Genomic DNA, 25816 nt, shown 5'->3' with positions numbered 1-25816 from the left:
CACCGACGCGGGTGGGCTGAGACGACGAGGGGACGCGATGGCAGAGCGCACGACGACGCCGGAACGCGAGCAGTGGACCGGCCAGTACGGCTTCATCCTCGCCGCGATCGGATCGGCGGTGGGGCTCGGGAACATCTGGCGTTTCCCCGGCGTGGCCTACGAGAACGGCGGCGGCGCCTTCCTCGTCCCCTACCTCGTCGCCCTCCTCACGGCCGGCATCCCGATCCTCCTGCTCGACTACTCCCTCGGGCACCGCTTCCGCGGCTCGGCACCGGCGGTGTTCCGGCGGCTGGGGAAGGGCTTCGAGCCGCTCGGCTGGTTCCAGGTGGGGATCTCCTTCGTCATCGCCACCTACTACACGGTCATCGTCGTGTGGGCGATCCGCTACATCGGCTTCTCCGTCGACCTGGCCTGGGGCGAGGACCCCGCGGCCTTCTTCACCGGCGACTTCCTCCAGTACAGCGGTGCCGGGCTGAGCACCGACTTCGTCGGCGGGATCTTCTGGCCGATGCTCGTGCTGTGGCTCGTCGTCCTCGCCGTCCTCGCACTCGGTGTGCAGCGGGGGCTGGAGCGGGCGAACAAGATCTTCATGCCGCTGCTCGTCGTGCTCTTCACCATCATGGTGGTGAGGGCCCTCTTCCTCGAAGGGGCCTCCGACGGCCTCACCGCGTTCTTCACCCCGAACTGGGAGGCGCTGCTCGACGCGAACGTGTGGATCGCGGCCTACAGCCAGATCTTCTTCTCGCTGTCGATCGCCTTCGGCATCATGATCACGTACTCGAGCTACCTCAAGCGGCGCTCCAACGTCGCGCCCACCGGGTACGTCGTCGCCTTCGCGAACTCCTCCTTCGAGCTCCTCGCCGGCATCGGCGTCTTCGCCACGCTCGGCTTCATGGCGGCGCAGCAGGGCATCGCCATCGGGGACATGAGGCTCACCGGGCCGATGCTCAGCTTCGCGACCTTCCCGCAGATCGTCTCGATGATGCCCGGCGGACCGATCTTCGGGATCCTCTTCTTCACCTCGCTGACGCTCGCCGGCTTCACCTCGCTCATCTCGATCCTCCAGGTCGTCTCGGCGGCCTTCCAGGAGAAGTTCGGTCTCTCCCGCGTCCAGGTCTCCCTCCTCATCGGTGGGGTGGCCGCCGTCATCTCCCTCGCCCTCTACTCCTCCACCTCCGGCCTGGCCGTGCTCGACGTCGTGGACAAGTACACGAACGAGGTCGGCGTCGTCGTCTCCGCGATCGCCACCTGCGTCATCGTCACGCTCGGCGCCCGCAAGCTGCCCGAGCTGCGCGCCCACCTCAACGCGGTGTCCACCGGGCACGTGGGCCGCTGGTGGAGCGTGCTCGTCGGGGCGATCGTCCCGATCGCGCTGACCATCATGCTTCTCTCGAGCCTGCGGGCACTCTTCTCGGAGCCGTACGAGGACTACCCGCTGGCCTTCCTCACCATCGCCGGGTGGGGGACGCTCGGCCTCCTGGTCGTCGCCGCCCTCGTGTACACGCTCATCCCGTGGCGCCGCCCCGTCGACGACTTCACCCCCGAACCGCTGTCCGCGTCCCAGGAGGTCCGGCGATGACCCCGCTCGCAATCCTGTTCATGATCATCGCGATGCTCGTCATCTGGGGCGGGCTCGTCGTCGCGATCGTCTTCCTCGCCAAGCACCCCCTCGAGGACGACGACGGCGCCCCGCCGGTGCAGCCGGGTCAGTACCGAGCGCCTCGGCGCTGAGCCGCCGGTCCCCAGGGCCGGCTCAGGGGCGGCTCCTCCCCAGTCGGGGGCTGTGCCTGCCCAGCGACGCCCCCTGCTGGTCATCCTCGTGGTGAGCGAGGAGGGCGAGCATGGAGACAGGGGTACGGGCGGCGCTCCGCTCGGGGGACCGGCACGTCGTCGAGCGGGTGCGGCGGCTGTGCGTCCTCGCGGGCGTGGAGCTCGAGGTGCGCCCGCCCGGCAGTGACCCGCCGACGACGGCGGCCGTGCTCATCGACGACCGTGCCGACCCGGCCGACCCGCCCTGGCGGGGGGCCGCCACCACCGGGGAGCTGCTCGAGCTCGGTGCCGGCGGGCTGACCCTCCCCGCGGACGCCGAGGTGGTGCTCGACGCGCTCAGCCGCGCGGTCGCACCCCGCCGCGCCCGGGTGGTGGGGGTGGTGGGCGCCGTGGGCGGCGTGGGGACCTCCGCACTCGCCGCCGTCCTCGCGCGGCTGGCGGTGACGGCCGGGCGGACGACGGCGCTCGTCGACCTCGACCCGGCCGGCGGCGGGCTCGAGGTGCTGCTCGGCGTGGAGCACGACCCCGGTCCGCGCTGGTGCGACGTCCTCACCGAGCGTGGCGGCTTCCCGCCGGACCGTCTCATGGCGGCGCTGCCCCAGTGGCACGGCGTGCGGGTGCTGTCCTCGGACGTCCGCGGAGGCGTGGCGGGTGGGCACCCGGTGGCCGTCGACGCCGTCGGCGCGCTGACCCGGGCGGCCGACGCACTCGTCCTCGACCTGCCACGTGCGGTGCTGGCACCCGGCGCGGAGCGCGAGTGGCTGGCGCTGTGCGACGAGACGGTGCTCCTCACCGCCTGTGACACCCGGGCGGCCGCTGCGGCCGCGGCGGCGGTGGGCGTGCTCGGTGAGGTGCGCCTCGTGGTGCGCGGACCGGCAGCAGGCACCTTGCTGCCCGAGGACGTCGCCGACGTCTGCGGACGGTCGCTCGCCGCGGTCCTGCGTCCGGAACGCGCGTTCACCGCAGGGGTGGAGCGTGGGCTGTCCCCGGGCGACCAGCGGCGCGGACCGCTCGTCGCCACCGGGCGCCGGCTGCTGCGGACGGTGGGGCTGGGTCCGTGACCACGGTGGCCGACGTCCGCGCGGCCGTGGCCCGCGGCGGGGGAGAGGCCGACGGCGCGGCGGTGAGCTCCGCCGTCGTCGGCGCGGCGGGCCAGGCGGCGCAGGGCTGGCGGGCGCTGCTCGAGCTCGACTCGCGCGCCCGCGCCGCCCTGGTGGGGGCCGGCGAGCTGCAGGACCTCCTCGAGGACCCGCTCGTCACCGACGTCCTCGTCAACGGGCCGCAGGGCGTGTGGGCCGACCGCGGCCGCGGGCTGGTGCCCGTCCCGATGAGGCTCGGCGGGGAGGCGGCGGTCCGGGCACTGGCCACCCGGCTGGCGGCGGCGTGCGGCCAGCGGCTCGACGAGGCGTGCCCGGTCGTCGACGGCGCGCTGCCTGACGGCACCCGCCTCCACGCGGTGCTGCCGCCGGTGTCGGCCGACGGCACGCTCATCAGCCTGCGCACCCAGCGCGGGCGGGCGCTGACGGTCGAGGAGCTCGTCGCCGGGGGCACCGTCGCGCCGCCGCTCGCCGACGTCCTGCGGGGGCTGGTCGCCACGCGCGCCAACGTCCTCGTCAGCGGCGCCGCCGGGGCGGGCAAGACGACGCTCCTCGCCGCGCTGCTGTCCACCGTGGGACCCCACGAGCGGATCGTCTGCATCGAGGAGGCCGTCGAGCTGCGGCCCGACCACCCCCACGTCGTCCACCTCCAGGTGCGCCGGGCCAACGTCCAGCGGGCCGGCGGCGTGGAGATGGCCGAGCTCGTCCGCGCGGCGATGCGGATGCGGCCCGACCGCCTCGTCCTCGGCGAGTGCCGCGGCGCGGAGGTGCGGGAGGTTCTCGGCGCCCTCAACACCGGGCACGACGGCGGCTGGGCCACCGTCCACGCCAACGCCCCGGCGGACGTGCCCGCCCGGCTCATCGCCCTCGGGTCCCTCGCCGGGCTCGGGGAGCACGCCGTCGCCGTCCAGGCGGTGAGTGCGCTGGACGCCGTCCTCCACGTGAGCCGGACCGAGGGCGGGCGGCGGCTGACGGAGGTCGGCGTGCTCGCGCGTCGGGGCCCCGAGCTCGTGTGCGACACCGCGCTGCGGGTCACGGCCCGCGGGGAGGTGCGGGAGGGGCCCGCGTGGCCGGCCCTCGCCGACCGCCTCGACCGGAGGGAGCGGGCATGACGCTCCTCGTGCTCCTCGCCGTGCTCGCGGCGGTCGCGTGGGCGCCGGGGCGTCCGGTGCCCTCGACGCGGGACGGGCCGCGGGTGGGGTGGTCCCGCCGGTGGTGGCCGCCGCGTGGACGGCGGCGTACGAGGAGGCTGGACCTCGCCGTCGTCGTCACCGAGGTGGCGAGCCGGCTGCGGACCGGCGCGACGCCCGAGGCCGCCTGGGCGGCGACGGTGGGCCGGCTGCTCGGTCCGGCCGAGGGGCAGGACGGGGACGGCGCAGGTCCTGGCGGGGACGACGGCGTCCCGCCGGCGCTGAGCCGTCTCGTCGCCCGCTGCGCCGCCGATCCGGGAGCTGCCGCCGCGGTCCGCACCGTGGTCGCCGCCAGCCGGCTCACGCACACCCTCGGCTCGCCGCTGGCCGAGGTGCTCGACCGTTGCGCCGTGACCGTGACCGAGGCGGAGCAGGCGCGTGACGCCCGCCGGGTGGCGCTCGCCGGGCCCCGCTCCACCGCGCGGATCCTCGCCGGACTGCCGCTCCTCGGGCTGCTGCTCGGCGCCGGCCTCGGTGCCGACCCGCTCGGCTCGGCGACCGACGGCGGCTGGGGGACGGCCAGCGTGCTCACCGGGCTGCTCCTGCTCGTCGCGGGGCGGCGGTGGACGGCCGCACTCGTCGCCGCCGCGGAGGCACCGGGCCACGTGGGACGGCGGCGCTCGCGGGCGGCGGCCCGGCGGTGAGCGGCGCGCTGCTGGCGCTCGCGGTCGCCCTTGCCGCGCTGCCCTGGCTGCTCGCGCGGCCCGGTGCCCCCCGCGCGCGGCGGGGAGGACGGCGGACGGCGCGGCCGCCCCTCGGGACCGACACCGCGGTCCTCCTCGACCTCCTCGACGTCGCCCTCGCCTCGGGCGCGTCGGTGCCCGGGGCGCTCGCCGCCCTCGCCGCGGCCACGACCCCCGACCCCGTGGCCGACCCCCTGCGGTCCGCCGCCACGTCGCTGCGCCTGGGAGCCACGTGGGAGGAGGCCTGGGGACGCTGCCCGCCGGTGCTCCGGCCCCTTGCGGCGGCCCTGGAGCCGGGCTGGACCGACGGCGTGGACCCGTGCCCGCTCGTGCGGCAGGCGGCCGCCTCGATCCGCTCCCGCCGACGCCAGGAAGCCCAGGAGGCTGCGGCCCGCCTGGGCGCGCGACTCGTCCTGCCACTTGGTCTGTGCTTCCTGCCGGCCTTCGTCCTCCTCGCGATGGCGCCGGTGCTCCTCTCGGGGGTCGGCTCGCTGCTCGGGGGCTGAGCCCCAGGCCCTGCTCGCGGGGGCGCCGTGCACAGAAGCGGCATCGGCCCCGGCAGGACGTGGGGGCGGGGACCCACAGTGGGCGGACCGGCTGACTCGCAGCCGGACCGACGAAAGGACCACCATCATGCGTTGGGCACGAACTGCACGAGCGTCTCTGCAGGCCCGCCTGCGGACGCTGCGGCGCACCGCCGAGGCCGGCATGGCCACGGCCGAGTACGCCATCGCCACCCTCGCCGCCGCGGGCTTCGCCGGGCTGCTCCTCGTCATCCTGCGCAGTGCCGAGGTGCGGGGCTTCCTCCTCGGCATCATCCGCCAGGCCCTCCAGGTGGGATGACGTGGACGGCAGGGCAGGACGGCGCCGCCCGCGCCCCCGGGACGAGCAGGGTGCGGTGACGGCCGAGCTGGCGCTCGTCCTGCCTGCCGTCGTCATGGTCCTGCTCGTGTGCTGCACCCTGGGGGCGGCCGTGCTCGGGCAGGTGCGCTGCGCCGACGCGGCACGCGCCGCGGCCCGGGCGGCGGCGATCGGCGAGCCGGCGGCGGTCGTCACGTCCGTCGCCCGTGAGCTCGCCGGCGCGGACGCCGAGGTGAGCGTCGACACCGACGGGTCGTGGGTGGAGGTCGTCGTCTCGCGTCCGGTGGCCTCCGGGGTGCTGGGCGCCGGCACGCTCGAGGCCCGGGCCAGCGCCCGGGCGTGGGTGGAGCCGGGGCCGTGAGGACCACCTCCCGAGGCGTCCCGCCGCCCGCGAGGCCGGGGGAGCGTGGCTCGGGGACCGTCCTGGGGATCGGGGTGGTCGCCGTCGCGCTCGTCCTCCTCGTCGCCGTCGCGACGCTCGGGCAGGTGGTGGCGGGACGCGGTTCGGCTCAGGCCGCCGCCGACCTCGCGGCCCTGGCCGCGGCGGAGCGCCTGCACTCGCCCGGCGCAGCGACCGGTGCCTGCACCGTGGCGGCACAGGTGGCGTCCGCGCACGGGACCGCCCTCACCGGCTGCGCCGTCCAGGGCGAGGAGGTGACGGTCGAGGTCGCCCGCGAGGTCGGGCCGGGGCTCGTGGCGCGCGCGGGCGCGCGTGCCGGCCCGGCGCAGCGCAGCGGCACGTCGGCCGACCGGGCTACGCGGGGCAGGCGGCGACGAGGAAGCGCAGCACGCGCACCGCCGCGGCCTTGTCGAGGGGGGAGTTGCCGTTGCCGCACTTGGGCGACTGCACGCAGCTCGGGCAGCCGTCGGCGCAGCCACAGCCGGCCACCGCGCCGAGAGTGGCCGTGAGCCACTCCCGGGCAGCCCGGAAGCCGCGCTCGGCGAAGCCCGCACCGCCGGGGTAGGCGTCGTGGACGAAGACCGTGGGCACGAGCGTGTCCTGGTGGACGGCGGTCGACAACCCGCCGAGGTCCCAGCGGTCGCAGGTGGCGACGATCGGCAGCAGCCCGATGGACGCGTGCTCGGCGGCGTGGAGCGCGCCGGGCAGCACGTCGGCGCTCACGCCGACCTCCGCCAGGGCCTCCGCGCTCACCGACCACCACACCGCGCTCGTGCGCAGGACGCGTTCGGGCAGCTCCAGCGGGTAGCTGCCGACGATCTCCAGTCCGGGCAGCCGGCGCCGGTCGAAGCCGGTCACCTGGGAGGTCACCTCCACCGCGCCGCGCGACCACCGCACGGTGGCGCCGCCGGGGTGGGACCACTCGGCGTGCTCCTGCTCCTCGATGATCCGCACGGTCGTCGCGCTGCGCGCCTTGGTCCGGTAGGACACCTCGGGCTCGGCGTGGACGAGGGCGACGTCGTCGGCGAGCTGGTCGACGACGAAGGTGCGGCCCTGGTGGACGTAGACGGCGCCCGGGTGGACCGTGCCGTCGGCGCGCGCGCCGTCGACCGTGCCGAGCACACGGCCCGTGCCGGCCTCGACGACCTGCACCGGCTGGCCGTGACCACCGCGCAGGTCGGTGAGGGAGGAGGGCTGCTCGGGCCGGGAGAAGTTCCAGAACCAGCCGTTCGGGCGGCGGCGCAGGAACTCCTGCGCGGTGAGCAGCTGGAGCAGGGAGTCGTCGGGCAGCCCGAAGCGCGGCAGGTCGGCCTCGGTGAGCGGGACCTCCGCGGCCGCGGCGCACAGGTGCGGGGCGAGGACGTAGGGGTTGGCGGGGTCGAAGGTCGTCACCTCCACCGCCTGACCGAAGACCGCGTCGGGGTGGTGGACGAGGTAGGCGTCCAGCGGGTCCTCCGAGGCGACCAGCACCGCCAGGCCGTCGCGCCCGGCCCGGCCGGAACGGCCGGCCTGCTGCCACATCGACACGCGCGTGCCCGGCCAGCCGGTCATGACGACGGCGTCCAGCCCGGAGACGTCCACCCCCAGCTCCAGCGCGTTCGTCGTCGCGAGCGCGAGCAGGTCCCCCTCCCGCAGGGCCCGCTCCAGGGCGCGGCGCTCCTCGGGGAGGTAGCCGCCGCGGTAGGCGGCCACGCGGTCCGACAGGCCGGTGCCGGCGAGCTGGTGCTGGATCTGCTCGGCCACCGCCTCGGCCCCGTAGCGGGAGCGGACGAAGGCGAGCGTGCGCGCGCCGGCCCGCACGAGGCGGGCGACGAGCGCGGACGCCTCGCTGGACGCGCTGCGCCGGGGCCCGGCGGCGTCGAGCTCGCCCTGCTCCTCCGGCAGCACCACGCCCTCCGCGGGCCACTGGCGCCCCTCCCGGGTGAAGCCCGGCTGCCACAGGACGATCGTGCGGGTCCCGCTGGGCGCCGTGTCCTCGACGACCGCGTGCACCTCGGCGGGGTCGACCCCGATGAGGCGGGCGCCGGTCGCGGCCGGGTCACCGGTCGTCGCGGAGGCGAGGACCACCGTCGGGCGCGCGCCGTAGTGCTCCGCCACGCGCAGCAGCCGGCGCAGCACCAGGGCCACGTGCGCGCCCAGGACCCCGCGGTAGGCGTGGCACTCGTCGACGACGACGAAGCGCAGCCCGCGCAGGAGCCGCTGCCAGCGCCGGTGGCGGGGCAGCATGGAGAAGTGGAGGAAGTCCGGGTTGCTCAGCACGATGTCGGCGTGGTCGCGGGCCCAGTCCCGCTCGGCGAGCGGGGTGTCGCCGTCGCAGGTCGTGGCCCGCACGCCCCGCAGCGCCGCCGCGTCGAGGAGCCGCTCGAGCCCGGCGAGCTGGTCGGCGGCAAGGGCCTTCGTCGGTGAGAGGTAGAGCGTCGTGGGCCGGCGGGCGTATCCGGTGATCCGGCCCGAGCCCGGGCCGGCGGCCGCCTCGGCGCCCTCCCGCACGGCACTGATCGCGGGCAGCCACGCCGCCAGCGACTTCCCCGAGCCGGTGGCCGTGGCGATGACGGTGTGCCGCCCCGACCACACGGACTCGGCAGCCTCCACCTGGTGCTCCCAGGGCGCCTCGACACCCAGCCGCCGGTAGCCCGCGACGAGGTCGGGGTCCGCCCACGCCGGCCAGTCCCCCGTGCGCCCCGGGCGTGCGGGGATCCGCTCGACGTGGAGGAGCCGGTCGTCGCCCTCGCCGAGCTGGTGGAGGAGGGGGAGAAGCTCGGTCACCCCGCCATCATCGCCCCGCGGGCGCCGCGGGGCGGCACGAGGACTGGACGGAGGGACGAGTGGGGTCGTCCGACAGCGCGATTCTCGCGTCGTCTCCACCTGAAGTGCTCGGCAGGAGCCGTCGACGTGCGTAGACTCCGGCACGTCAATGCGCGGCGGTTGCGCCGCACGAACGCCGCCGAGCGCTGACACTGCTGTGAGCGTCGGTGGGCACTGCCGAGGAGGGCGGATGCTCGAGCTGAGTGCATCAAGTCTGGTCATAGTCGGGGTCATCGCAGGTGTCGCGGTCGTCGCGCTGCTCATCGCGGTCGTGCTGCGCGGGCAGGTGCTCGCGGCCGACGAGGGGTCGGTCCGGATGCGGGAGATCGCCCAGGCGATCCAGGAGGGCGCCAGCGCCTACCTCAACCGGCAGTTCCGGACGCTGGCGATCTTCGTCGTCGTCGTCCTCGCCCTGCTGTTCCTGCTGCCCGGTGACGGCGGGATCAAGGTGGGCCGCGCCGTCGCCTTCGTCTTCGGTGCCGGGTTCTCCGCCGCGATCGGCTACCTCGGCATGTGGCTGGCGGTGCGCGCCAACCTCCGCGTGGCCGCCTCGGCCCAGCACCCCGGCGGTCGCCGGGAGGGCGCCCGCATCGCCTTCCGCACCGGCGGGGTCGTGGGCATGTCGGTCGTCGGCCTCGGCCTGCTCGGCGCGGCCGGCGTGGTCCTCATCTTCCAGGGCGACGCCCCGGCGGTCCTCGAGGGCTTCGGCTTCGGCGCCGCCCTGCTCGCGATGTTCATGCGCGTGGGTGGCGGCATCTTCACCAAGGCAGCCGACGTCGGCGCGGACCTCGTCGGCAAGGTCGAGCAGGGCATCCCCGAGGACGACCCCCGCAACGCCGCGACCATCGCCGACAACGTCGGCGACAACGTCGGTGACTGCGCGGGCATGGCCGCCGACCTCTTCGAGTCCTACGCCGTCACGCTCGTCGCCTCCCTCATCCTCGGCAAGGCGGCCTTCGGTGAGCAGGGCATCATCTTCCCGCTCATCGTCGCGGCCATCGGCGCCGTCGTCGCCGTGCTCGGCGTGGCGATCACCCGGGTGCGGGGCGACGAGGACGCGCTGACGACGATCTACCGCGGCTTCTACATCTCCGCGCTCGCCGGGGTGCTGCTCGCGGCGCTCGCGGCCTTCCTCTACCTGCCGTCGAGCTTCGGCGCCATCAACGGGGTGAGCGAGGAGCTCGCCAACCACGCGGGCGACCCGCGGCTCATCGCCGCCGCCGCCGTGACGATCGGCGTCGTCCTCGCCGGCATCATCCTGTGGCTCACCGGCTACTTCACCGGTACCACCTCCAAGCCCACCCTGCACGTGGCCAGCACCTCCCAGACCGGTGCCGCGACCGTCGTGCTGTCCGGCATCGGCGTCGGCTTCGAGTCGGCCGTCTACACCGCCGGCATCATCGCCGCCGCGATCTGCGGGGTCTTCCTCCTCGCGGGCGGCTCGGTGTGGCTCTCGCTCTTCCTCGTCGCGCTCGCCGGCTGCGGCCTGCTCACCACCGTCGGCGTCATCGTCGCGATGGACACCTTCGGGCCCGTGTCGGACAACGCCCAGGGCATCGCCGAGATGTCGGGGGAGGTCGACGCGGAGGGCGCCCAGATCCTCACCGACCTCGACGCCGCCGGGAACACGACCAAGGCCATCACCAAGGGCATCGCGATCGCCACCGCGGTCCTCGCCGCGACCGCGCTCTTCGGCTCCTACGCCGACGCCGTCGCCACGTCCCTGCAGGACATCCTCGACTCCGGCAAGGACGTCGCCGGTGGGGTCGTCACCTCGATGCTCGCCTACGACATCATCTCGCCGGTGACCCTCGTGGGCGTCATCCTCGGCGCCGCCACGGTCTTCCTCTTCTCCGGCCTGGCGATCGACGCCGTGACCCGGGCGGCCGGCGCCATCGTCTTCGAGGTGCGCCGCCAGTTCCGGGAGAACCCGGGCATCATGACCGGCGAGGTGCGCCCCGAGTACGGCCGCGTCGTCGACATCTGCACCCGCGACTCCCTGCGTGAGCTCGCCACCCCCGGGCTGCTCGCGGCCTTCGCCCCGATCGCGGTGGGCTTCGGGCTGGGCGTCGGGCCGCTCGCCGGCTTCCTCGGCGGGTCGATCGCCGCCGGCGTGCTCATGGCGGTGTTCCTCGCAAACGCCGGTGGGACGTGGGACAACGCGAAGAAGATCGTCGAGGACGGCAGGTACGGCGGCAAGGGCTCCGAGGCGCACGCCGCCGTCGTCATCGGGGACACCGTCGGCGACCCGTTCAAGGACACCGCCGGCCCGGCCATCAACCCGCTCATCAAGGTGATGAACCTCGTCGCGCTCCTCATCGCGCCCGCCGTGGTCCAGCTGAGCGTGCCGGCCGACGCCAACCACGTGCTGCGCATCGGCATCGCCTCGGCGGCCGCCGCGGTGGCCTTCGGCGCCGTCATCGCCTCCCGCCTGCGGGCCGCGAAGGTGGACCAGGAGAACGAGGCCCGCGCCGCGGTCGCCGCGGCCAGCCCGCGCTGACCCCCACCCTCGACCCCCACCCTCGACCCCCACCCTCCCCCCTCATATGCGCGAATCTTGCGGCTCGACGGCACTCGGCGCGGCAGAAATCGCGCATATGTGGGAAAGGGGGAGGTCAGCTCTCGGCGGGAGGCGGAGTCGTCCCCAGCCGCGGGGACGCGCACCGGGCGAAGTCGCCGCTGCGGCCCGCGTGGTAGGAGAACTCCCGGCCCCCGGCCGCGAGCACGAGGCGGGCGCCGGGCACCTGGGCCTGGGTGTAGCTCGTCCCCGGCCGCGGGCAGCCGAGGGAGCCGTCGGGCCACGTGACGTCCTCGTGGCTCACCACGGTGACCTCGGCCGGCTCGATGCCGAGGTGCGCGGCGAGGTCTGCGACGGCCGCGTCGACCTGCGGTGTCCGCTCGACGTCGGAGCCGCTCGGTGCGGGCGTCGTCGGCGCCGGCAGCTCGTGGGACGACGGCGTCTCCTCGGGCGTCTCGCCGGGGGAGGGCTCACCCCCGCAGGCGGTGAGCAGGAGGACGACGACGGCGAGGGCGGCGGTCCGGGGGGCGCTCACAGTCCCAGCCCCTCCCCGACGGCGACGAGCCGCTCGCGCAGGGGAGCGGACCGCTCCGCGAAGGCGCGCTGCGCCGCCACGTACTCCGCCCGGCCCTCGGCCGTCTCGATGGCCACCGGGCGGTGGCCCAGGGACGTGACGTCGTAGGGGGAGGCCCGCATGTCGAGGACCCGGATGTCGCGGGCCAGCGCGACGCAGTCGAGGAGCAGCTCCCCGGGGCACGCCGGCCCGAGGGTGAGGGCCGCGCGCATGAGGTCCATGTTCGCGTGGAGGCAGCCGGGCTGCTCGAGCTCGGGCTGGTTCTCCCGGGTGGGCTGCAGCCGGTTGACCGGCCGCGCGGCGGGGGTGAAGAAGCGGAAGGCGTCGAAGTGCGTGCAGCGCACGGGATGCCCCTCGACCACCGCGTCGGTGCCCTCCGGTCCCAGGCGCAGCGGGAGGTCGTGGCGCCGCTCGGCCTCCGGCTGCCGGTAGACCATCGCCCACTCGTGCAGGCCGAGGCACCCCAGGTGCGCGGGACGCGCGGCGGTGGCGCGCAGGACGGTGAGGAGCTGGCGCAGCGCCGGCCCGCGGTCGGCGACGAAGGCGTCCGCGTCCAGCCGCACACCGCCGTCGGAGGTGCGCACGTGCCAGCGCCACCCGGCCCGGCCGGCCAGCAGCTCGTCGTCGTGGGCCAGGAGCGTCACGCCGGTACCGGGGTGCCAGCGGTCGAGCCGTCCGGCGCGGAGCGCGTAGTAGTCGAAGAGGAAGTCCTCGACCGGGTGCTTCTCGCCGCGCGAGCGGCGCTCCCGGTGCGCGCGGGTGAGCTCCAGGGCGCGCTCCCGGTGGCGCGACTCGCGCGCGAGCCACTCGGGCGCGGGCAGCGCCCGAGCCTCCACCACTGCCGTGACGGTCATGCCCCCAGCGTAGGCAGCCCACCGCCCTCCTCCCCGCCGAGAGCTGAGCAGTTGGATAACAACTCAGCTCTCGACGATGGGAGAGGAGGGCGGGGGCGGGCGGCGAGGGCGCCGCTACGGGGCCGCTACGGGGGCGCTACAGGGCGGCCCGGCGACGGCGGGCGAGCAGGCCCGCACCGCCGGCCACGCTGAGCAGCGCCAGACCCACGAGAGCCAGCACCGGGGCGCCGGTGCTCGGCAGGCTGCCGGGGCCGGCCGCCGGTGGCGGTGTCGTCGCGTCGGGGCTCGGCGGTGCGGTGGTCGGCGAGGGCTGCGCGGTGGTCGGCTCCTCGCTCGGCTCCTCGCCGGGCGTCGTCGGCTCGGGCTCGGGGAGCGGCTCGGTGACGAGCCACCAGTTCTCGACGAAGAAGTCCGCCGGGTCGATGACCCCGCGCTCCTGGGCCCACTCGATGAGCAGCTGGCGGATCTCCAGCCGCTCGTCGTAGACGACCTCGGCCTCCGCGACGTGGGGGAAGGCGCCGCCGCCGCTCTGGCGGTAGTTGTTCACCGCCATGACGAACTCGTCGTCCTCACCCACGGGCGTGCCGTCGGGGTAGGACAGAGCGGCGATGCGCTCGCCGACCGGCTGCGAGATGTCGATGACGTACTCGAGCCCCGAGATGACGTCGTAGTTGTAGTCCGGCACGCCCTCCGGGCGGTCCGGGTAGACGGCGTTCGTCCCGGTCTCCGGGTCAAACTCCGCGCCCTCCTCCACCTGGTTGAAGTACCGGGCCGAGTACTCGAGGTAGTCGCGCAGCTCGGCGCCGGTGAGGACCACCGCCGAGAGCGTGTTCTCGTAGATGTACAGGCCGGCGATGTCGGCGATCGTCACCTCGCCCTCGGGGAAGACAGCCGTCCGCGAGAAGGGTGAGGCCTGGGAGATGACCGTCCGTCCGGCGCGGTCCTCCTCGCTCAGCGCGGCCTCGACGGTCGTCTGCTGGACGTGGTTGATGAAGTCGATGATCGGGGTGTCCTCGTAGCGGGACGTCTCGGCGAGCAGCTCGGTCACCGACTCCGCGACCGGGGTGTTGACGTACTCGACTGTCGTCGCGTGCTCGTCTGCGAGTGCCGCGCGCAGCTCCTCGTCCTCGGCGTAGTCCGTGCCGCGGTGCGCCACCGCCGTGGGGGCGTCGTCCTCGCTCCAGTCGACCTCCCAGCCGTCCTCGCCGTCGGGCACGAGGCCGAGCGTCGTCTCGGTGAGCGAGCGCGCCCAGTACGTCGGCTGCGTCATGAGGACGGGGTCGCCCTCGACGTTCGTCAGCACCTCCTGGGGACGGTCCTGGTGGGTGTGGCCGGCGACGATGACGTCGATGCCCGGTACGAAGTGCGCGATGTTGTTCGTGACGTCCTCGTGGAGCGCGTCGCGGTCGTAGGCGTCGTTGTCCACGTTGCCGAGGCCGGTGTGGGCGATGACGACGACGACGTCCGCCTGCGCGTCCACCTCCGGGACCCACCGCTCGGCGGCGGTCACCATGTCCTGGAACTCCAGCACGCCCTCGACGTGCTGCTTGTCCCAGACCCGCACGCCGGGGGTCACCAGGCCGATGACGCCGACGGTCACCGTCTCGCCGTCGATCTCGCGCTCCAGGAGCTCGTAGGGCTGGTGGTAGGGCTCGCCCGTCTCGACGTCGATGACGTTGGCCCCGAGCAGCGGGGCGTCGAGGTCCTCGTCGTAGGCCTCGAGGAGGTCCAGCCCGTAGTTGTACTCGTGGTTGCCGACCACCTGGACGTCGTAGTCCAGGGCGTTGAAGGCGGTGGCCATCGGGTGGGTGACCTCGTCGTCGAGGACCTCGTCGCGGCCCTCGCCCATGCCGTAGTAGTAGGTGAGCGGGGTGCCCTGGATCGCGTCGCCGTTGTCGAGGAGGAGGACGGACTCCTCCCCCTTCTCCGCCCGGATCTCCTCGACGGCGGTCGCGACCCGGGTGAGCCCGAGGGAGTCGTCGGCGGGGAACGGGGCGTTGCGGAAGTAGTCCCAGTCGTAGACGTGACCGTGGACGTCGGTCGTGGCGAGCAGGGTGAGCTCGAGCCGGTCCGGCTCGACGGGCTGGCCGGCGGCGGGTGCGGCCGCCGCTGCGAGGAGGAGCGCCGCCGTCGTCGCGGCGGGAACTGTTCTGCGTGTGCGCATGTGGTCCTTCCGGGTGGGTGTGGACGTGTGCTGCCACCGCACGGGCCGGTCCGGCACGCCGTCGGCAGACGCTGTCGAGGCTAGCGCCCGGCTGTGACACAGGACACCCCCGTACCCTCGGGTCCATGCCGAGCCCCCTGCCGCCCCGCCTGCCCGCTGCGCTCGCCGACGCCCTGCGCGCCGACCTCGCCGCCGGCTACACCCGCGCCGCCGTCGAGGACGCGCTGGGGCCGGTCGCCACCGCGGCCCTCCAGCGCGAGGAGCCGGTCGCCGCCCGCCGGGCGACGGACGGGCTGACCGGGCCCGCCGCCGTGCTCACCCGCCTCTTCCTCCTCGGTGAGCCGGTGAGCCGGGCGGCACTCGACACCGCGCTGCCGCGGACGACGACGGCGGGAGCCACCGCCGTCGGGCTCGTCGCCGCGGCGGGGGAGGACGGCGAGGACGAGGTGCGCGCCGCCGTCGACCTCCGTCCCTACGAGGCCAGCGACGCGGCCGGTGAGGCCCGCTGGTGGCTCGCCTCCGACCTCGGGGAGCTCGCGACGGGCCGCAGCCTCCACGCCGACCACGTCCTCGGGATCGGGGGCGCCTCCCTCACCCTGGCCCGCATCACCGTGCGCGACCACCGGCCGCGCGTGCTCGACCTCGGCACGGGCTGCGGGGTCCAGGCGCTCCACGCGACCCGGCACGCCGACCACGTCCTGGGCACCGACGTCTCGCGCCGCGCCCTGGACTTCGCCGCCTTCAACGCCGCGCTCGCCGGGACGCCGCTGGAGCTGCGCGAGGGCTCGCTGCTCGAGCCGGTCGCCGGGGAGCGCTTCGACCTCGTCGTGTCCAACCCGCCCTTCGTCATCACCCCGCCGGCCGCCCACGCCGCCGGCCTGCCCGTCATGGAGTACCGCGACGGCGCCCGGCCCGGCGACTCGCTCGTCGCCGACCTCGTCTCCGGGCTCGGGGACCACCTGGCGCCGGGCGGCGTGGCGCAGCTCCTGGGGAACTGGGAGCACCACGCCGGGGAGGACTGGCGCGAACGGGTCGGTGGCTGGCTGGAGGCCGCCGGCACCGACGGCTGGGTGGTCCAGCGCGAGGTGCAGGACCCGGCCGAGTACGCCCACACCTGGCTGCGGGACGGCGGGCTGCGGCCCGGCAGCTCGCTCTTCGACGCCGCCCTGTCGGCGTGGCTGGACGACTTCGCCGCCCGCGGCGTGGAGGGCGTGGGCTTCGGCTACCTCGTCCTGCGCCGGCCCGCCGACGAGTCGCGTCCACGCTGGCGTCGCGTCGAGGAGCTGACGTCGCCGGTCCAGGGACCCCTCGGCGGGCACGTCGCGCACGTGCTCGCCGCCCAGGAGTGGCTCGCCGCCACCGACGACGACGACCTCGCGGCGCAGACCTTCCGGGTGGCCGACGACGTCACCGAGGAGCGCCACCTGCGCCCCGGGGAGCCGGACCCGCGCGTCCTCCTGCTGCGCCAGGGCGGCGGCTTCGGCCGCACCTACCAGCCCGGCACGCTCGTCGCCGGGGCGGTCGGCGCCTGCGACGGGGAGCTCACGGTCGGGCAGATCGTCGGGGGGCTCGCCGTCGTCCTCGACCAGCCGGTCGACGCCGTCGCCGCCGAGGTGCTGCCCGCCGTCCGCGACCTCGTCCTCGACGGGCTCCTCCTCCCCGCCGCCGACTGAGCGGGCGGGCGCCGGGCGCCGCCCATGCGGAGTACGTTGCGCGCATGGACCAGGCGCCGGGTCCGCCCACCTTCCGGGCGGTCAACCTCCAGGGCTGGCTCGACCTCACCTTCCTCCACTGGACCTACCCGCCGGAGGTCGTGCAGGCGCTCCTGCCGCAGGGGCTGACCGTCGAGACCGTCGACGGCCGGGCCTGGGTGGGGGTCGTCCCGTTCCGGATGCACGCGGTCCGGACGCCGGGCCTGCCACCGCTGCCCCACCTCTCCTCCTTCCCCGAGCTCAACTGCCGCACCTACGTGCGCCACGCCAACGGCACGAGCGGCGTCTGGTTCTTCTCCCTCGACGCCACGCGGCTGTGGATCGTCGCGGCGGCGCGCGTCCTCGGGCTGCCGTACATGTGGTGCCGGGGCGAGGTCGACGGCGAGGCGCCGGGCACGGTCCGCTACCGCAGCGACCGACTCGTGCCCTGGCGTGCCCCCGTCCGCCTGCGCGCCGAGATCGAGGTCGGTGCCCCCGTCGACACCGACGACCTCACCCGGTTCCTCAGCGCGCGGTGGTGGGCCTTCAGCCGCCGGGCGGGACGGCTGTGGCAGGTCCCCGTGGCCCACCCGGACTGGTCGCTGCACGAGGCGCGCGCCGTCGTCGTCGACGTCGGGGACGTGCTGGGCGCGGCCGGCCTGCCCGCGCCGACGGGCGCTCCGCTCGTCCACTTCTCGCCCGGGGTGCGCACCCGTCTGGGGCTGCCCAGGCCGAGCTGACGCCGACGCCCGCCAGTCCCATCAGGTACCGTCACCCCGACACGCCCCCTGTGGACAGAAGGAAGGTAGGCGGTGACAGGTTCCCGCAAGCTCGTGATCGTCGAGTCGCCCGCGAAGGCGCGCACCATCGGCGGATATCTCGGGCCGGAGTTCGACGTCGAGGCCAGCGTCGGACACATCCGCGACCTGCCTCAGCCTTCCGAGCTGCCCGCCGAGATGAAGAAGGGCCCCTTCGGCAAGTTCGCCATCGACGTCGAGGGCGACTTCGAGCCGTACTACGTCGTCGACGCCGACAAGAAGAAGAAGGTCTCCGAGCTCAAGCGCGCCCTCAAGGAGGCGGACGAGCTCTACCTCGCCACCGATGAGGACCGCGAGGGGGAGGCCATCGCCTGGCACCTCCTCGACGTCCTCAAGCCCAAGGTGCCGGTCAAGCGGATGGTCTTCCACGAGATCACCAAGGAGGCCATCACCCGGGCGCTGGAGAACACCCGCGAGCTCGACGAGCGTCTCGTCGACGCGCAGGAGGCCCGCCGCATCCTCGACCGCCTCGTCGGCTACGAGGTCTCCCCGCTCCTGTGGCGCAAGGTCCGCCCGCGCATCTCCGCCGGCCGCGTGCAGTCCGTGGCCACCCGGATGGTCGTCGAGCGGGAGCGCGAGCGCATGGCCTTCCGCTCCGCCTCCTACTGGGACGTCAAGGGCACCTTCACCGGCGACGACGGCGGCGGCACCCGCCCCTTCGAGGCGCGTCTCGTCGCGCTCGACGGCCAGAAGGTCGCCACCGGCCGTGACTTCGGCGACGACGGCCAGCTGACCGCCGCGGCCCGCAAGAACGAGGTCGTCCACCTCGAGCAGGCCACCGCCACGGCGCTGGCCGAGGCGCTCGAGCAGGCGCCGGCGCGGGTCGCGTCGATGGAGACCAAGCCCTACACGCGTCGTCCCGCCGCGCCCTTCACCACCTCCACGCTGCAGCAGGAGGCCAGCCGCAAGCTGCGGATGAGCGCCCGGGAGGCCATGCGCACCGCGCAGGGCCTGTACGAGAACGGCTTCATCACCTACATGCGTACCGACTCCTCGGCGCTGTCGCAGCAGGCGATCGCCGCGGCCCGGGCGCAGGCCACCGAGCTGTACGGCGCGGAGTACGTGCCGGCCAAGCCCCGGTTCTACGCGCAGAAGTCCAAGGGCGCCCAGGAGGCGCACGAGGCCATCCGGCCCGCCGGTGACTCCTTCCGCACACCCGCCCAGGTGGCCGGCCAGCTCACCGGTGCCCAGTTCCGGCTCTACGAGCTCATCTGGAAGCGGACCGTCGCCTCCCAGATGGCCGACGCCGCCGGCTCCACCGCCACCGTGCGGCTGCGCGCCGACGCCGCCCTGGCCGACGGCACCCGCCAGGCCGAGCTCAGCGCCTCCGGCACCGTCATCACCTTCCGCGGCTTCCTCGCCGCCTACGAGGAGGGCCGCGACGCCGAGCGCTACGCCGAGTCCGCCGCGCAGGACAAGGAGACGCGCCTGCCGCAGCTGGCCGAGGGGGACCCGGTCGGCACCGAGTCCGTCCGCGCCGAGGGCCACGAGACCACGCCGCCGCCGCGCTACACCGAGGCGAGCCTCGTCAAGGTGATGGAGGAGCGCGGCATCGGCCGTCCCTCCACCTACGCGGCGACGATCTCCGTCATCACCGACCGCGGCTACGTCGAGCGCCGCGGCCAGGCCCTCGTGCCCACCTGGCTGGCCTTCTCCGTCGTCCGGCTGCTCGAGGAGTACCTCCCGCGGCTCGTCGACTACGACTTCACCGCCGCGATGGAGACCGACCTCGACCAGATCGCCGCCGGCCAGGAGGACCGTGTCGAGTGGCTCGCGCGGTTCTACCGCGGCGAGGGGGAGCGCGAGGGACTGCGCACCCAGGTCGAGAACCTCGTCGACATCGACGCCCGCGCCGTCAACAGCATCGACATCGGCGAGGGCATCACGCTGCGCGTGGGCCGCTACGGCCCCTACCTCGAGACGGCCGACGAGGAGGGCAAGCGCGCCTCCGTGCCCGACGACGTCGCGCCCGACGAGCTCACCGTCGACAAGGCCCGCGAGCTGCTGGCCGCCAGCGCCGAGGACGGTCGCGAGCTGGGGACCGACCCGGAGACCGGGCACACGATCATCGCGAGGACCGGCCGTTACGGGCCCTACGTCACCGAGGTGCTGCCCGAGCCGGAGGAGGCCCCTGCCGCCGAGGGCGCGAAGAAGCCGGCGAGGAAGAAGGCCGCCCCCAAGCCGCGCACGGCGTCGCTGTTCAAGACGATGCAGCTGGAGACGGTGAACCTCGAGGACGCGCTGCGCCTGCTGTCCCTGCCGCGCGTCGTGGGCACCGACCCGGAGTCCGGTGAGGAGATCACCGCGCAGAACGGCCGGTACGGCGCCTACCTCAAGAAGGGCACCGACTCCCGCACCCTGCCCGAGGGCGAGGACCAGATCTTCGAGATCACCCTCGAGGAGGCCCTCGAGCTGTACAAGCAGCCCAAGCGCGGCCGCGGGGCCACCGCCAAGCCGCCGCTGCGCGAGCTCGGCGAGGACCCGGTCAGCGGCAAGCCCGTCGTCGTCAAGGACGGCCGCTTCGGCCCGTACGTCACCGACGGCACGACCAACGCGACGCTCCGCAAGGACGACGACGTCGAGACGGTGACGCCCGAGCGCGCCTACGAGCTCCTCGCCGAGAAGCGCGCCAAGGCCCCGGCCAAGAAGACGACCACCCGCAAGACGCCCACCCGCAAGCCCGCCGCCAAGAAGGCGCCCGCGAAGAAGAAGGCCTGACATGGCGCCGCCCGCGCAGCCGACGATCAACCCACGACACTTCCTCGTCATGGCGACGGTCAGCGGGCTCCTCCTCGCCACCACCGTGCTCCTGTGGGTCTTCGACGTCGTGCCCTTCGAGGTGTTCATCGCCGTGGTCGCCGCGCTCATGGTGGGCCAGGCGGTCACCGTCACCCTGCTCCTCAAGGGCGCGAGGGAGCGGGCGAGCCGCGCCGGCCGGAACCCCGGCGGGGCGTCGACCCTCGGGCCGGACAGCCCGGGCGCGCGGTACGGCTACGACCCGATGGGCGACATCGGCCGCGACGGGCGCCGCTAACCTCCTGCCATGACCTCGACGCTCGAGCTGACCTCCGCCCCCGACCCCCTCGACGCGCCGCCGCTGCGCTGGGGCATCCTCGGCGCGGGCGGCATCGCCCGCACCTTCGCCCGCCAGGTGCCCGCGCACAGCAGCGGCCGGGTCGTCGCCGTCGGGTCCCGTGACGGCGCCCGCGCCGCGGCCTTCGCCGAGGAGCACGGGATCGAACGGTCCCACGGCGGCTACGACGAGCTGCTCGCGGACGGTGACGTCGACGCCGTCTACGTCGCCACGCCGCACAGCGAGCACCGCGACCACGCGCTGCTCGCCATCGCCGCGGGCAAGCACGTCCTCGTCGAGAAGGCCTTCACCCGCAACGCGGCCGAGGCCCGGGAGGTCTTCGCGGCCGCCGAGGAACGCGGCGTCTTCGTCATGGAGGCGATGTGGACGCGTTTCCTGCCGCACGTCGTCGCCGTCCGCGAGCTCGTGCGCAGCGGCGCCATCGGTGAGGTCGTCGCCTTCCATGCCGACCACGGGCAGCGCCTGGACGGCGACCCCGCCGGCCGCCTGCTCAACCCCGCGCTCGCCGGCGGGGCGCTCCTCGACCTCGGCGTGTACCCGCTGTCCTTCGCCCACGACCTCCTCGGCACGCCCGAGGCCGTCGTGGCCGCCGGCGCGCTCACCGAGACCGGCGTCGACGGCCAGGAGACCGTGCTCCTGCAGTACGCCGGCAGGACGCAGGCCGTGTGCTCCTCGACCCTCTGGGCCGGCACGCCCTGCCGGGCCACCATCAGCGGGACCGACGGCGTCATCGAGATCGAGGGCCCCTTCTACGGCGCGACGAGCTTCACCGTCACCCGTGGCGACGAGGAGGTCACCGTCCGCCCGCGCCACGAGGGCGGCTTCCAGTACGAGGCCGCCGAGGTGGCGCGCTGCGTCGCCGAGGGCCGCCGGCAGTCGGCGACGATGAGCTGGGACGACACCCTCGCGGTCCTGGGGACGATGGACGAGGTCCGCCGCCAGCTCGGCGTCACCTACCCCGGCGAGTAGCTCCCCGCCCTGGTCCCCGCCCCACCCCCTTCTCGCCGAGAGCCGGATTCTCCGCCGGAGAATCCGGCTCTCGCGGGTGGGGGGCTGGGGTGTGGGCGGGTGTGCCGGGGCGTCGGAGGCGCTCGTTAGGCTGGGGCGGTGACGACCCATGCAGCGCCCCTGTTCATCGCCCTCGAGGGCGGGGACGGCTCGGGCAAGAGCACCCAGGCCCGGCTGCTGCAGGAGTGGCTCGAGGGCCACGGCTGCGAGGTCGTCCTCACCCGCGAGCCGGGCGGCACGGAGCTGGGCCGTACCCTGCGCCGCGAGGTGCTCCACGGCGAGGACCTCGACCCGCGCACCGAGGCGCTCCTCTACGCGGCCGACCGCGCCCACCACGTCCACACGCTCGTGCGGCCCGCCCTCGTGCGCGGCGCCGTCGTCGTCACCGACCGGTACATCGACTCCTCCGTCGCCTACCAGGGCGCCGGCCGCCGGCTGGGCCGCGAGGAGATCCGTGAGCTGTCGCTGTGGGCCACCGGGGGCCTGCTTCCCGACCTCACCGTCGTCCTCGACCTCGACGCCGCCACGGCCGCCGCCCGCCGCTCGGGCGAGCCGGACCGCCTCGAGCGTGAGCCGCACGCCTTCCACGAGGAGGTGCGCGCCGGGTTCCTCGCGCTCGCGGACGCGGAGCCGGACCGGTACGCCGTCGTCGACGCGTCCCTGCCCCCGCAGGACGTCCACCGGGCCGTCGTCGCGGCCCTGAGCCCGCTGCTGGGGCTCGTCCGATGAGCGTGTGGGACGACGTCGTCGGCCAGCGCGAGGCGGTCGCGACGCTGCGCTCGGCCGCCGAGGCCGCCCGCGGCATCGCGGACGGCGGTGACTCGCGCGGCACGGGCATGACCCACGCCTGGCTCGTCACCGGCCCGCCCGGCTCCGGACGGTCCGTCGCCGCGCGCGCCTTCGCGGCCGCGCTCGCCTGCACCGACCCCCACGAGGTGGGCTGCGGCCACTGCCACGGCTGCACGACGGCCCTCGCCGGCACCCACGCCGACGTCCAGGTCATCGCCACCGAGCGGGTGAGCTTCAAGATCGAGGACATGCGCCCGATCGTCTCCGATGCCCAGCAGGCGCCCTCCCAGGGTCGCTGGCGCGTCATGCTCATGGAGGACGCCGACCGCATGGTCGAGCGCACCTCCAACGTCCTCCTCAAGGCGATCGAGGAGCCGCCCCCGCGCACCGTGTGGCTGCTGTGCGCCCCGAGCCCGCAGGACCTCATCGCCACCATCCGCTCCCGCTGCCGGACCGTCTCGCTGCGCGTCCCGGCCGCGGAGGACGTCGCCGAGCTGCTCGTGCGCCGCGACGGCATCGAGCCCCGGATCGCCCTCATGGCCGCGCGCGCCGCCCAGAGCCACGTCGGGGTCGCGCGGCGGCTGGCCACCGACCCGCAGGCGCGGGAGCGGCGACGTGCCATCCTCACCGTGCCGAGCCGCATCCGGGGGGTCGGGGACGCCGTCCTCGCGGCCGCGGACCTCGTCGAGCTGGCCCAGGCCGAGGGCAAGGCCGCCACGGAGGAGCGTGACGCCGCCGAGCGTGCCGAGCTGCTGCGCACGCTGGGCGCCGAGGGCGAGACCCGGCTGCCGCCCGCCGTGCGGTCCCAGGTCAAGCGTCTGGAGGACAACCAGAAGAGCCGCGCCACGCGCGCGCAGCGCGACGTCCTGGACCGCGCGATGGTCGACCTCCTCTCCCTCTACCGCGACGTCCTCGTCGTCCAGCTGGGCGCCGACGTGCCGCTCGTCAACACCGACCTCGAGGCGGAGGTGCGGGCCCTGGCCGCCGACTCGTCCGCCGAGCAGACCGTGCAGCGGATGGACGCCGTCGGGACCGCCCGGACCCGCCTCGCCGCCAACGTCGCACCCCTCCTGGCGGTCGAGGCGATGATGGTCGGGCTGCGCCCGCAGGCGTCCTCCGCCCGCTTGTAGAGTGGCGCCGGTGAGCCGGATCCTGCGCGCGAGCCTCGCCCTCGTCACCGTGACCGCCCTCGTCGCCTGCAGCGCGAACGAGGACCCCGACGACGCTCCCACCGGCTCCGCCACCGAGGAGTCCGGCACCCCCAGGGCCGAGGAGCCGATGCCCGAGGTGCCCGCCGAGCTCGCGGACGTCTACGGGCAGTCCCTCACCTGGGAGGAGTGCGGCAACGGCTTCGACTGCACCGACGTCACGGTGCCCCTCGACTGGGAGCAGCCCGACGGCGAGTCGATCACCCTCGCCGTCAAGCGCCGCGCCGCCGGCGACGAGCCGGTCGGCTCGCTGCTCATCAACCCCGGCGGGCCCGGCGGCTCCGGGGTCCAGCTCGTCGAGTCCGTCCCGCTCATGTTCTCCGCCGACCTCCTCGACGGCTACGACGTCGTCGGCTTCGACCCGCGCGGCGTGGGCGCCTCCACCCCGGTGGAGTGCGTGAGCGACGCCGAGCTGGACGAGATGCGCTCGGAGGACTTCGACACGAGCACCGAGGGGGGCGTGGCGGCGTTCACCGAGTCCGCCGACGAGCTCGCCGCGGCCTGCGAGGAGAACAGCGGCGAGCTGCTCGCCCACGTCGACACCGTGAGCGCCGCCCGCGACCTCGACGTCCTGCGCCACGTGCTCGAGGAGCCCCGCCTCGACTACCTCGGCTACTCCTACGGCACCCACCTGGGCGCCGTGTACGCCGAGCTCTTCCCCGACAACGTCGGGCGGATGGTGCTCGACGGCGCGATGGACCCCTCGCTGGGCAGCGACGAGATCGTCCGCGGCCAGGCCGAGGGCTTCGAACGGGCCATCCGCGCGTACGCCGAGGACTGCCTCGCCGGTGAGGGCTGCCCGCTCAGCGGGGACGTCGACACCGCCGTCGGGCAGGTCCAGGACCTCCTCGAGCTCGCCTCCCACACGCCGCTGGAGACGGGCACCGACCGCGAGCTCACCGCCCCGCTCATGTTCTCCGGCATCATCATGCCGCTGTACGACGACGCGTACTGGATGCTCCTCACCTCCGCGCTGGACGCGGCGATGAACCAGCAGGACGGCTCGCAGCTGCTCTTCCTCGCCGACCTCGCCGCCGAGCGCGAGGAGGACGGCACCTACCTGTCGAACTCCAACGAGGCGAACATCGCCATCAACTGCATCGACTACCCCGTCGAGGGTGGCATCGAGGAGTGGCGTGAGCAGGCCGCGGCGCTGGAGGAGATCTCCCCCACCTTCGGGCCGGCGCTCTCCTACGGTGACGTCACCTGTGCCGCGTGGCCCTACGAGCCGCGCGTCGAGCGTGCGCCGGTGAGCGCGGCCGGCGCCGATCCCATCGTCGTCATCGGCACGACCGGCGACCCGGCCACGCCGTACGCGTGGTCCGAGCAGCTGGCCGAGCAGCTGGAGTCCGGCGTCCTCGTCACCTACGAGGGTGAGGGGCACACCGCCTACGGGCGCGCCGGGGACTGCGTGACCGACGCCGTCGACCGCTTCCTCCTTGAGGGCACCGTCCCGGAGGACGGCCTCGTCTGCTGACTTTTGGTCCACGGGGCTCGCCCCGGTACAGTGGTCCGCGCTGCCCCGCGCGGGCCGCGCCGCCTTAGCTCAGTCGGCAGAGCGTCTCACTCGTAATGAGAAGGTCGTGGGTTCGATTCCCACAGGCGGCTCCACCCCCTCCAGCGGACGTACCATGGGCCCTATGGACTATGTCGTGGCGCTCCTTCCTTCCATCGGCCTGGCGATCATCTTCGTCGTCGTGCTGCGCGCCATTCTCTTCGCCGACCGTCGTGAACGAGCGGCAATTCGCGAGTTCGAGAACGAGATGGACAACTCGGCATCGCTTGTCGCTCATGAGGACAATACGACGCGGCGTGACAATTCCGATTCTGCGAATTAGTGTGTGCGCAACGCTATTCGGCAGGGGGTAGCGGGAGCGAACATCGCTGCGGTCCTCAGGGACTGGAAAGTACAGGAAGAGAATCAGATGGTGCAGAAGGTCATGGTCACACTAATCGACGACGTCGACGGGACTCCCGCTGACGAGACGGTCCTCTTCAGCCTTGACGGTGTGAACTACGAGATCGACCTCACGACCGACAATGCCGCCAAGCTCCGCGACGCGCTCGCTCCCTGGGTGGGCCACGCCCGCCGGGCCGGTGGACGCCGCACCGGCGGTGGCGGCGGCGCCCGCTCCGGTCGCCGCTCCAGCGGTGGCGGCAACAGCGACGCCGCGAAGGTCCGCGAGTGGGCCCGCGCCAACGGCTACACGGTCTCCGACCGCGGCCGCATCCCGGCCGAGGTCACCGAGGCCTACGCCAAGGCGAACTGACGCGACCGAGGGCCACGGACCG

The 25816-nt window shown here is 74.5% G+C and carries 23 protein-coding genes, 1 tRNA gene and 1 pseudogene; 21 read left to right on the top strand and 4 right to left on the bottom strand.

The features are described 5' to 3' along the window. Window positions 1–37: 37 nt before the first annotated feature. From H9624_RS10665 to H9624_RS17030, 9 genes and pseudogenes are all read left to right on the top strand, one after another. Window positions 38–1579 carry a sodium-dependent transporter gene (locus H9624_RS10665; RefSeq protein ID WP_251839877.1) on the top strand — a complete coding sequence of 514 codons (1542 nt, stop codon included), beginning with the start codon at window positions 38–40 and terminating at the stop codon, window positions 1577–1579. Then, window positions 1576–1731 (top strand): methionine/alanine import family NSS transporter small subunit, encoded by a 156-nt coding sequence (locus H9624_RS10660; RefSeq protein WP_251839876.1) that lies wholly within the window; start codon window positions 1576–1578, stop codon window positions 1729–1731. Before H9624_RS10665 ends, H9624_RS10660 begins: the two co-directional genes overlap by 4 nt. 110 nt (window positions 1732–1841) lie before the next feature. Continuing rightward, window positions 1842–2831, top strand: a complete 990-nt coding sequence (gene ssd, locus H9624_RS10655) for a septum site-determining protein Ssd (protein ID WP_251839875.1) — start codon at window positions 1842–1844, stop codon at window positions 2829–2831. Beyond that, window positions 2828–3979, top strand: a complete 1152-nt coding sequence (locus tag H9624_RS10650) for a TadA family conjugal transfer-associated ATPase (RefSeq protein WP_372435130.1) — start codon at window positions 2828–2830, stop codon at window positions 3977–3979. The genes ssd and H9624_RS10650 overlap by 4 nt, the downstream gene beginning before the upstream one ends. Beyond that, complete coding sequence (locus H9624_RS10645; protein WP_251839874.1) at window positions 3976–4701, top strand: hypothetical protein; 726 nt, start codon at window positions 3976–3978, stop codon at window positions 4699–4701. Before H9624_RS10650 ends, H9624_RS10645 begins: the two co-directional genes overlap by 4 nt. Next, window positions 4698–5246 (top strand): type II secretion system F family protein, encoded by a 549-nt coding sequence (locus tag H9624_RS10640; protein WP_251839873.1) that lies wholly within the window; start codon window positions 4698–4700, stop codon window positions 5244–5246. Before H9624_RS10645 ends, H9624_RS10640 begins: the two co-directional genes overlap by 4 nt. Window positions 5247–5373: 127 nt before the next feature. Beyond that, window positions 5374–5583 (top strand): DUF4244 domain-containing protein, encoded by a 210-nt coding sequence (locus H9624_RS10635; RefSeq protein WP_251305796.1) that lies wholly within the window; start codon window positions 5374–5376, stop codon window positions 5581–5583. A gap of 1 nt (window position 5584) precedes the next feature. Further along, complete coding sequence (locus H9624_RS10630) at window positions 5585–5962, top strand: TadE family type IV pilus minor pilin (RefSeq protein ID WP_251839872.1); 378 nt, start codon at window positions 5585–5587, stop codon at window positions 5960–5962. Continuing rightward, window positions 5857–6312: pseudogene (locus H9624_RS17030) on the top strand (Rv3654c family TadE-like protein); the annotation flags it as partial. The gene H9624_RS10630 and the pseudogene H9624_RS17030, both read left to right, overlap by 106 nt. A 43-nt stretch (window positions 6313–6355) precedes the next feature. Here H9624_RS17030 and sftH read toward each other — a convergent pair. Continuing rightward, window positions 6356–8767: a DEAD/DEAH box helicase gene (sftH, locus tag H9624_RS10625; protein WP_251839871.1), complete on the bottom strand. Its 2412-nt coding sequence runs from the start codon at window positions 8765–8767 to the stop codon at window positions 6356–6358. A 229-nt stretch (window positions 8768–8996) separates the two neighbouring features. Here sftH and H9624_RS10620 point away from each other — a divergent pair, with 229 nt between their 5' ends. Then, complete coding sequence (locus tag H9624_RS10620) at window positions 8997–11306, top strand: sodium-translocating pyrophosphatase (protein WP_251839870.1); 2310 nt, start codon at window positions 8997–8999, stop codon at window positions 11304–11306. Between the two features lie 115 nt (window positions 11307–11421). Here H9624_RS10620 and H9624_RS10615 read toward each other — a convergent pair whose 3' ends face one another. The 3 genes from H9624_RS10615 to H9624_RS10605 all read right to left on the bottom strand — a co-directional run bounded on the left by H9624_RS10615 (window position 11422) and on the right by H9624_RS10605 (window position 14916). Beyond that, window positions 11422–11859, bottom strand: coding sequence for a DUF8738 domain-containing protein (locus H9624_RS10615; RefSeq protein ID WP_251839869.1), 438 nt, complete (start codon window positions 11857–11859; stop codon window positions 11422–11424). Beyond that, window positions 11856–12752 carry a 3-methyladenine DNA glycosylase gene (locus H9624_RS10610; RefSeq protein WP_251839868.1) on the bottom strand — a complete coding sequence of 299 codons (897 nt, stop codon included), beginning with the start codon at window positions 12750–12752 and terminating at the stop codon, window positions 11856–11858. The genes H9624_RS10615 and H9624_RS10610 overlap by 4 nt, the downstream gene beginning before the upstream one ends. A gap of 136 nt (window positions 12753–12888) precedes the next feature. Next, a complete protein-coding gene (locus H9624_RS10605; protein WP_251839867.1) occupies window positions 12889–14916 on the bottom strand; it encodes a bifunctional metallophosphatase/5'-nucleotidase in 2028 nt (675 codons plus the stop codon). Window positions 14917–15041: 125 nt separating this feature from the next. Between H9624_RS10605 and H9624_RS10600 the strand changes: the two genes are divergently transcribed. The 11 genes from H9624_RS10600 to H9624_RS10550 all read left to right on the top strand — a co-directional run bounded on the left by H9624_RS10600 (window position 15042) and on the right by H9624_RS10550 (window position 25794). Further along, entirely contained in the window at window positions 15042–16589 is a 1548-nt protein-coding gene (locus H9624_RS10600) for a DUF7059 domain-containing protein (RefSeq protein ID WP_251839866.1), read from the top strand. Between the two features lie 44 nt (window positions 16590–16633). Continuing rightward, complete coding sequence (locus H9624_RS10595; protein WP_251839865.1) at window positions 16634–17347, top strand: YqjF family protein; 714 nt, start codon at window positions 16634–16636, stop codon at window positions 17345–17347. Between the two features lie 72 nt (window positions 17348–17419). Then, window positions 17420–20143, top strand: a complete 2724-nt coding sequence (gene topA / locus H9624_RS10590) for a type I DNA topoisomerase (RefSeq protein WP_251839864.1) — start codon at window positions 17420–17422, stop codon at window positions 20141–20143. 1 nt (window position 20144) lies between these two features. Continuing rightward, on the top strand, window positions 20145–20459 hold the full coding sequence (locus tag H9624_RS10585) for a hypothetical protein (RefSeq protein WP_251839863.1): 315 nt from the start codon (window positions 20145–20147) through the stop codon (window positions 20457–20459). A 9-nt stretch (window positions 20460–20468) separates the two neighbouring features. Beyond that, window positions 20469–21488, top strand: a complete 1020-nt coding sequence (locus H9624_RS10580; RefSeq protein WP_251839862.1) for a Gfo/Idh/MocA family protein — start codon at window positions 20469–20471, stop codon at window positions 21486–21488. A 138-nt stretch (window positions 21489–21626) separates the two neighbouring features. Beyond that, window positions 21627–22256 carry a dTMP kinase gene (tmk, locus tag H9624_RS10575; protein ID WP_251839861.1) on the top strand — a complete coding sequence of 210 codons (630 nt, stop codon included), beginning with the start codon at window positions 21627–21629 and terminating at the stop codon, window positions 22254–22256. After that, window positions 22253–23446, top strand: coding sequence for a DNA polymerase III subunit delta' (locus H9624_RS10570; protein WP_251839860.1), 1194 nt, complete (start codon window positions 22253–22255; stop codon window positions 23444–23446). The genes tmk and H9624_RS10570 overlap by 4 nt, the downstream gene beginning before the upstream one ends. Window positions 23447–23456: 10 nt before the next feature. Beyond that, window positions 23457–25001 (top strand): alpha/beta hydrolase, encoded by a 1545-nt coding sequence (locus H9624_RS10565; protein ID WP_251839859.1) that lies wholly within the window; start codon window positions 23457–23459, stop codon window positions 24999–25001. Window positions 25002–25059: 58 nt separating this feature from the next. After that, window positions 25060–25135, top strand: a tRNA-Thr gene (locus tag H9624_RS10560). Window positions 25136–25164: 29 nt separating this feature from the next. Beyond that, complete coding sequence (locus H9624_RS10555; protein WP_251839858.1) at window positions 25165–25362, top strand: hypothetical protein; 198 nt, start codon at window positions 25165–25167, stop codon at window positions 25360–25362. 87 nt (window positions 25363–25449) lie between these two features. Beyond that, complete coding sequence (locus H9624_RS10550) at window positions 25450–25794, top strand: histone-like nucleoid-structuring protein Lsr2 (RefSeq protein ID WP_251839857.1); 345 nt, start codon at window positions 25450–25452, stop codon at window positions 25792–25794. The last annotated feature ends 22 nt before the right edge of the window (window positions 25795–25816 follow it).

It is taken from the genome of Oceanitalea stevensii, assembly GCF_014837105.1.
Taxonomy (GTDB): domain Bacteria; phylum Actinomycetota; class Actinomycetes; order Actinomycetales; family Actinomycetaceae; genus Oceanitalea; species Oceanitalea stevensii.
Note: the sequence above shows the minus strand (reverse complement) of the source record. Positions and strands in the feature narration are given on the sequence as shown.

Coding starts and splice junctions, on each gene's coding strand:
- H9624_RS10555 (WP_251839858.1), top strand. CDS start 25,165: ATGGACTATGTCGTGGCGCTCCTTCCTTCCATCGGCCTGGCGATCATC.
- H9624_RS10620 (WP_251839870.1), top strand. CDS start 8,997: ATGCTCGAGCTGAGTGCATCAAGTCTGGTCATAGTCGGGGTCATCGCA.
- H9624_RS10610 (WP_251839868.1), bottom strand. CDS start 12,752: ATGACCGTCACGGCAGTGGTGGAGGCTCGGGCGCTGCCCGCGCCCGAG.
- H9624_RS10570 (WP_251839860.1), top strand. CDS start 22,253: ATGAGCGTGTGGGACGACGTCGTCGGCCAGCGCGAGGCGGTCGCGACG.
- H9624_RS10595 (WP_251839865.1), top strand. CDS start 16,634: ATGGACCAGGCGCCGGGTCCGCCCACCTTCCGGGCGGTCAACCTCCAG.
- H9624_RS10605 (WP_251839867.1), bottom strand. CDS start 14,916: ATGCGCACACGCAGAACAGTTCCCGCCGCGACGACGGCGGCGCTCCTC.
- H9624_RS10600 (WP_251839866.1), top strand. CDS start 15,042: ATGCCGAGCCCCCTGCCGCCCCGCCTGCCCGCTGCGCTCGCCGACGCC.
- H9624_RS10665 (WP_251839877.1), top strand. CDS start 38: ATGGCAGAGCGCACGACGACGCCGGAACGCGAGCAGTGGACCGGCCAG.
- ssd (WP_251839875.1), top strand. CDS start 1,842: ATGGAGACAGGGGTACGGGCGGCGCTCCGCTCGGGGGACCGGCACGTC.
- H9624_RS10550 (WP_251839857.1), top strand. CDS start 25,450: ATGGTGCAGAAGGTCATGGTCACACTAATCGACGACGTCGACGGGACT.
- H9624_RS10585 (WP_251839863.1), top strand. CDS start 20,145: ATGGCGCCGCCCGCGCAGCCGACGATCAACCCACGACACTTCCTCGTC.
- H9624_RS10580 (WP_251839862.1), top strand. CDS start 20,469: ATGACCTCGACGCTCGAGCTGACCTCCGCCCCCGACCCCCTCGACGCG.
- H9624_RS10635 (WP_251305796.1), top strand. CDS start 5,374: ATGCGTTGGGCACGAACTGCACGAGCGTCTCTGCAGGCCCGCCTGCGG.
- H9624_RS10660 (WP_251839876.1), top strand. CDS start 1,576: ATGACCCCGCTCGCAATCCTGTTCATGATCATCGCGATGCTCGTCATC.
- H9624_RS10645 (WP_251839874.1), top strand. CDS start 3,976: ATGACGCTCCTCGTGCTCCTCGCCGTGCTCGCGGCGGTCGCGTGGGCG.